The organism is Pusillimonas sp., from assembly GCF_035515275.1.
GTDB lineage: Bacteria > Pseudomonadota > Gammaproteobacteria > Burkholderiales > Burkholderiaceae_B > Pusillimonas.
The window spans coordinates 1-6,145 of sequence record NZ_DATJBQ010000136.1 but is presented as its reverse complement, the minus strand read 5'-3'; the positions used below and the strand labels follow the sequence as shown (position 1 = coordinate 6,145).

The following is a 6,145-nucleotide window of genomic DNA, read 5'->3' as shown; positions in this document are numbered from 1 at the left end:
GCAGGAACTCGGTGACCGCCGTGGTGTTGGCGAAAATGCGGATATGCCCGGCGTTATCGGCGCCGTATTCGGTGAACTCGCTCTTCAGGTAATCCACCTGGCGCATCACCAGGCGGGCGTGCTGCAGCAGTTTCTGGCCGGCCGGGGTCAGTTCCACGCCACGGCTGTCGCGGTACAGCAGGCGGCTGTCGAACTGGCCTTCCAGCGCCTTGATGCGCGCGCTGGCGGCGGCCGGGGAGAGGTGCGCGCGCCGGGCGCCCTGGGTCAGGCTCGGCGATTCGGCGATATGGATGAACAGGCGCAGGTCGGCCAGATCGAAGTGCATGGTGGGTCTCTCGTTGAACGTGGCGGCAGTGGGCGGATCGCGCCGCTGATACGGCGTAGGCGTAAGGCGGCGTTCAGGATAGCCGAACGCCATCCTCTGTAAATACAAATTCCCGGAACACGGCCTTCGCTGCATCCTGCAAAAAAACAAACACAAGCGCAGGAAATCCAGCCATGACTGACTCTGCTTTTACTGCCTGGATCGGGCGCAGCGAAGAGGCTCACGACCAGTTGAGCCGCAACCTGATCAAGCGCATCGCCGCCACGTTCGGCGAGCCCAATCCGGCCCATGGCTCGCCGTTGCCGCCGCTGTGGCAATGGTGCTTCTTCCAGGAGCCGGTGGCCGAAAGCGGCCTGGGCGCCGACGGCCATCCGGCGCGGGGCGGCTTCCTGCCGCCGGCGGACAACCGCAACCGCATGTGGGCCGGTGGCCGCGTCGAGTTCCTTGAGCCGCTCAAGGTCGGCGGCGAAGCGACCCGCGTCTCCACCATCACGCACATCGAGGAAAAGCACGGCCGCACCGGCGCGCTGCTGTTCGTCACCGTGCGGCACGACTACCTCGATTCTGAGCGCGTCGATGACAAGCGTCTTGCGGGCGATTCCGCGCCTCAAGGCGAAGCGGGCAAAGCATGAAGAACGATGTCGATGCCGGCATTGACGCGGGCGTAGATTCCAGTGCGCCGATCTGGCCGGTGTTCGGCGATTTAATGTCGGTCATGCTGGGCGCCTTCGTGCTGGTGCTGGTGGGTGTCATTGCCATGCAGCTGCAGCTTTCCAACCGGCTCGAAGAAGAAATTGCGCAACGCCAGGAGGAAACCCAGCGCCGCCAAACCCTGGAAGAGGCCCTTGCCCGGCCTTTGGCCGAAGGCCGCGTTACCTTGGTGGATGGCCGCATCGGCATCAGCGGCAGCGTGTTGTTTGCGTTGAACTCGGCCCAGCTTCAAGACGAAGGCCGCGAGGTATTGCAGTCGTTGGTGGCGCCGCTGGGCCAATATTTGCAAGCCAATGAACAGGCGTTAATGGTTAGCGGCTTTACCGACGACCAGCCCATTCACGGCGACAACCGGCGCTTTGCCGACAACTGGGAGCTTTCCGCGCAGCGTGCCCTGACCGTTACCCGCGCCCTGATCGACGCCGGCATCCCGCCGGGGCAGGTGTTTGCCGCTGCGTTCGGGGCCGAGCAACCCATCAGTTCGAACGCCGACGAAGCCGGCCGCGCCCGCAACCGCCGCGTAGAAATTTCGCCCGTGCCCAAGCCAACCCTTACGGCTCAGCCCGCACCGGAAGTACGTGAGCATGAGCAGTAAGCAAGCGCCCCAGACGCCGAACGACGCTTCTGGCCGACCGGTAGTCGAGGACGCAGGCAAACCGGGCGCAGCCGCGTGGGCCGGCAGCCCCCTGGCCGAATTGCTGACCCATATGGCCGGGCAGGCACCGCAGAAATATTCGTGGCCGGAAAATGCGCGTGACAGGGCCAGGAACTTCCACATCTGGCCCACCGAGCCGCCCGAAACAGACTACTTTCAAAAAACCTGGGCCAAGCTGGGCACGAGCACCCAGTTGAAGCAATCTGAACACCAGGTTCCCGAAAACGCCGGCCCCCTCAATTCAAGCCAGCTCATTCACCGCGCGTTACTGCTGATGCAAGAGCAGTCTGCCGACTACCTGCAGCACTTTCTAAACTACGCTGATACGCTTGCGTGGCTACAGCAATTGAACACCGCTGCCACCGCCCCCAGTAAAACCGCCTCGCCAAAGCCCGCGTCGCCTTCAACCAGAGCCGCTACACGCAGCGCAACGTCGAAGAAGCCGGCCCGCAAAACGCCGTAGCCCATCAGGGAAATCCCCACATCATTTTCCATTGCAAGCCGCCCGCTATTTCTTTAGTGTAGGCGGGTGTATGCAAGTGCATAGATAAATACAACGACGCGTCGGCGGTTGGTTGAGTTTTATCGAGGCGTCGTTGCAGGGCCGGCTTACCCGGCCTTACAACGGAGGCAGGGCATGGAAATTGCGGTATTGGGCGGCGGCCATGGCTGCTACGCGGCAGCAGCCGATTTAAGCGAACAAGGTCATACCATACGCCTTTGGCGGCGCGATGCAAAGGCGCTGAAACCAGTAATCGATTCGTCAACCATCTTTCTTAAAGACGACCACGGCGAAAGCGCGGTCATTATTGACACCGTTACCACCGACATCGGCGAAGCCGTGAAAGGCGCGCAGCTTATCCTTATACCTTCGCCCGCCATTGCGCAAAAAGACATTGCCCGCGCGCTGGCGCCGCACCTGCAAGACGGCCAGGTCGTGTACCTGCCGCCCGGCACCTTCGGCAGCTACATCATGAGCGAAATCGTGCGGGGCCTGGGCTGCACGGCCGATGTGGCCTGGGCTGAAACCGGCACACTGCCCTGGCTGGCCCGCAAGCACAGCCCCGACACCGTGGCCATAACCATGCGCGCCACCCGCCTGCCCACCGGCGTATACCCGGCCCGCCGCGCCGACCACGCCATGAAGGTAATTGCCGAGGCCTTTCCCAGCGTAGAGCCTTGTGAAGACGCTTTGTCAGCCGCGCTAATGAACGCGGGCCCCATCATTCACCCCCCGCTCATTCTCATGAACGCGGCCCCGCTGCAGCATTTTCCCGAATGGGACATTCACAACGAGGGCACGCAGCCGGCGGTACGTGCCGTCACCACTAAGCTCGATAATGAACGCATCGCCAAACGCGAAGCCATCGGCTACAGCGCGCCGCATTTCCCGCTTTCCGACCACTACGAAAACGACCAGTGGATGTACGGCGACACGCATAAAAAACTGGTCGACAGCGGCGACTGGCGCGAACATATCGACCTGCACACGCATCGCTACATGGCCGAAGACACCGTGCTGGGCCTGGCCTTTATGGCTTCGGTGGCCGACTGGGTAAATTGCCCGGCGCCGGTGGCCAAAGGCTTGCTGGCCATAGCCGGCGCCATACTGGACAAAGACTTAAGCCAAGGCGAGCGTACCCTGGGCGCACTGGGTCTAAGCCATCTTTCAACAGACGAAATGCGCCAGATGCTGCTTCAAGGGAAAACGGCATGAGCCGGCATACGGGCGCAGGTGCCGGCGGCCAAGCGGCCAGGCACGACACTGCGGCGGTCTCGCACGCAGCAACTCAGCCACGAACGCCCGCCATCGTTGCCCTGGGCGCAGGCCGCATGGGCCGCGGCATTGCCCTGGCTTACGCCATGCACGGCCACCCGGTTGCCATCGTCGACTTCAAGCCCCGCGCCCCCAAGGCGTTCAAAGAACTGCAAACAAGCGTGGCCAACGAGCTGCGTCTTACCTACCAGCAGTTGGCCGACCTGGGCTTGTTCGCCGCCGACAAAATTGAAGGCTACCTGCAGAATATCGAATTGCACTCGCTGGACCAGGCCGCCGCCGTGCTGGGCAGCGCACAAATCATTTTCGAAGGCGTGCCCGAAACCCCCGAAGCCAAGCGCGACGCCCTGGGCCGCTTGGGCGAGCTGGCAAGCCCCAATGCCTTGATTGCATCCACCACTTCAACCATGCTGGCCTCTGACCTGGCCCCCCTGGTGCGCAACCCCCAGCGCTTCATGAATGCGCATTGGCTGAACCCCGCCTACATTATTCCGCTGGTCGAGGTAAGCCCTCACCCAGGCACCGAGCCCCAGGCGGTAGACCGCCTGCTTCAAAGCCTGGAAAGCATCGGCAAGGTGCCGGTGCGCTGTGCCTGCACGCCCGGCTATATCGTGCCGCGCCTGCAAACCCTGGTCATGAACGAAGCCGCTCGCATGGTCGAAGAGGGCGTCGCCACGGCCGAAGAAATCGACCGGGCCACCCGCTACGGGCTGGGCTTTCGCTTTGCGGCCATCGGCGTGCTTGAATTTATTGATTACGGCGGTAATGACATTCTGTACCACGCCAACAACTATCTTGCCAAAAACCTCGACGCAAACCGGTTTGCCATGCCAGAAATCGTTCGCCAATACATGAACGAAGGCAAAAACGGGTTGCGGTCGGCAAGCGGGTTCCGTTCATACGAGGGGCTGGACCTAGAAGCGTACCGGCGCGACGTTCTGGCGCGAACCCTGGGCATGCTCAGGCATTTCGGGCTAGACCAACACGCCATTTCCAACGACGAAAAAGGAACAAGACAATGAACAAGATCATGCAGGCGTTGTTGATATCGGTGGGCGCGGCGGTGGTGGCGGCCCCGGCCCTGGCGCAAGACATTCCCACCATACGCGTGGGCTGGACCATACCCGCCGAAGAAGCCAAGTACCTGATGATGAAGCGCCCCGAGCTGTTTCCCGAGGTCGGCAAAACCTACAAGATTGAATGGTCGCAGTTTCAAGGAACCTCGCCCATGGTGCAGGCCATGCGCGCCGGTGTGCTTGATTGTTCCACCATGGCGCCGCTTTCCATGGCGCAGGGCTATATCGAAAGCGGCCTCGAAAGCTACATAGTCGCCCAGCACGTGCACGAAGAAAAAGGCTATTTTTCGCCTTACTGGGCGGTTAAAAAAGACGGCCCCATCAAAAGCGCCGAAGACCTGAAAGGCAAGGTCATAGGCACCAATGCCTATGGCTCGGGTGTGTATTTTCAGATGGTGCTATGGCTTAAGCAGCATGGCATCGACCCCGAAAAAGACGTAAAGATCGTAGAAACCGGCTTCCCCGCATCGGCCGATGCCATTCGCTCGGGCCGTGTCGACGCCGGCCCGCTGGTGCAACCCTTTGCCCTGCTGGCCGAAGAAAAGGGCGACATTCGCAAGCTGTTCGCGCTGTCTGAAGTGCAGTCGCCCACCGTGCAGATTTTTGAGGCGTGCAGTAAAGCCTACGCCGACAAGAACCCCGAGGTGGTCAAGGCCTACGTCAAAGACCTGCAACGGGCCATGAGCAAGCTGCTTGAAGACCGCAGCCTGGCGGTGGCCGTGGCGTCTGAAATTACCCGCGCACCGGCCGAACTTCTGGACAAATACCTGTTCACCGAAAAAGACTTTGCCCACGCGCCCGACATGAAGCCCAACCTGAAGTCCATACAAGAAACCATCGACCTGCAGCACAAGGCCGGCTTTCTGGCCAAGCCGGTGGACGTGTCGAAATTTGTTCGAGAAGACCTTATGGCGCCGATCAAATAATGCAGCGCTGCATCAGTTGATACGGTTCGACGCGCACGCGCTGCTTCCGCTTGCCAAGCGGGCAGCGTAGCAGCACCAACGGCTTTCAATAGGCCCATCATGATCACCATCGAGCAGCTCGGCAAAACCTTTCAAACCGCCCGGGGCACCCAGCACACGGCCATACGCGATATTTCATTGCAGGTGCCCGAAGGGCAGTTTGTGTCCATACTTGGCCCCAGCGGTTGCGGCAAAAGCACGCTGCTGTATATAGTGGGCGGCTTCGAGCAGGCCACCACGGGCAGCGTGCAGGTAAACGGCCGGGTGGTAAATGCGCCCGGCCCCGACCGGGGGCCGGTGTTTCAAGAATACGCCTTGTTTCCCTGGAAGAACGTGCTTAGCAACGTGGCCTACGGCCTGCGCGAGCAGGGCGTGCCCAAGGCCCGGGCCGAAGAAAAAGCCCTGTACTGGCTCGATAAAGTCAAGCTTAAAGACTACGCCCATTTTTACCCTCGCGAGCTTTCGGGCGGCATGCGTCAGCGTGCCGCCATTGCGCGCACCCTGGCCTACGAGCCCGCCATTCTGCTAATGGACGAGCCCTTTGGTGCGCTCGACGCCCACACGCGGCTCAAGCTGCAGGCAGGCCTGCTGGGATTGTGGGAGCAGTTGAAAAACACCGTGCTGTTCGTGACCCAC

Annotated in this window: 8 protein-coding genes; 7 read left to right on the top strand and 1 reads right to left on the bottom strand. The window is 61.4% G+C overall.

The genetic code is table 11. The annotated features are described in order from the left end of the window. The coding region (locus VL003_RS09920; protein ID WP_325442021.1) for a LysR family transcriptional regulator at positions 1–325 on the bottom strand (325 nt) is incomplete at its 3' end. A gap of 173 nt (positions 326–498) precedes the next feature. Between VL003_RS09920 and VL003_RS09915 the strand changes: the two genes are divergently transcribed. From VL003_RS09915 to VL003_RS09885, 7 genes are all read left to right on the top strand, one after another. Next, positions 499–957: an FAS1-like dehydratase domain-containing protein gene (locus VL003_RS09915; protein WP_414708280.1), complete on the top strand. Its 459-nt coding sequence runs from the start codon at positions 499–501 to the stop codon at positions 955–957. Further along, a complete protein-coding gene (locus tag VL003_RS09910; RefSeq protein WP_325442019.1) occupies positions 954–1,631 on the top strand; it encodes an OmpA family protein in 678 nt (225 codons plus the stop codon). Before VL003_RS09915 ends, VL003_RS09910 begins: the two co-directional genes overlap by 4 nt. After that, positions 1,621–2,154 (top strand): DUF2894 domain-containing protein, encoded by a 534-nt coding sequence (locus tag VL003_RS09905; RefSeq protein WP_325442017.1) that lies wholly within the window; start codon positions 1,621–1,623, stop codon positions 2,152–2,154. The genes VL003_RS09910 and VL003_RS09905 overlap by 11 nt, the downstream gene beginning before the upstream one ends. Positions 2,155–2,328: 174 nt before the next feature. Next, positions 2,329–3,408, top strand: coding sequence for an NAD/NADP-dependent octopine/nopaline dehydrogenase family protein (locus tag VL003_RS09900; protein WP_325442015.1), 1,080 nt, complete (start codon positions 2,329–2,331; stop codon positions 3,406–3,408). After that, positions 3,405–4,490: a 3-hydroxybutyryl-CoA dehydrogenase gene (locus tag VL003_RS09895; RefSeq protein ID WP_325442013.1), complete on the top strand. Its 1,086-nt coding sequence runs from the start codon at positions 3,405–3,407 to the stop codon at positions 4,488–4,490. The genes VL003_RS09900 and VL003_RS09895 overlap by 4 nt, the downstream gene beginning before the upstream one ends. Continuing rightward, on the top strand, positions 4,487–5,470 hold the full coding sequence (locus VL003_RS09890) for an ABC transporter substrate-binding protein (RefSeq protein WP_325442011.1): 984 nt from the start codon (positions 4,487–4,489) through the stop codon (positions 5,468–5,470). The genes VL003_RS09895 and VL003_RS09890 overlap by 4 nt, the downstream gene beginning before the upstream one ends. A 99-nt stretch (positions 5,471–5,569) precedes the next feature. Continuing rightward, positions 5,570–6,145 (top strand): ABC transporter ATP-binding protein (locus tag VL003_RS09885; RefSeq protein WP_325442009.1); only part of this gene is annotated, 576 nt, incomplete at its 3' end.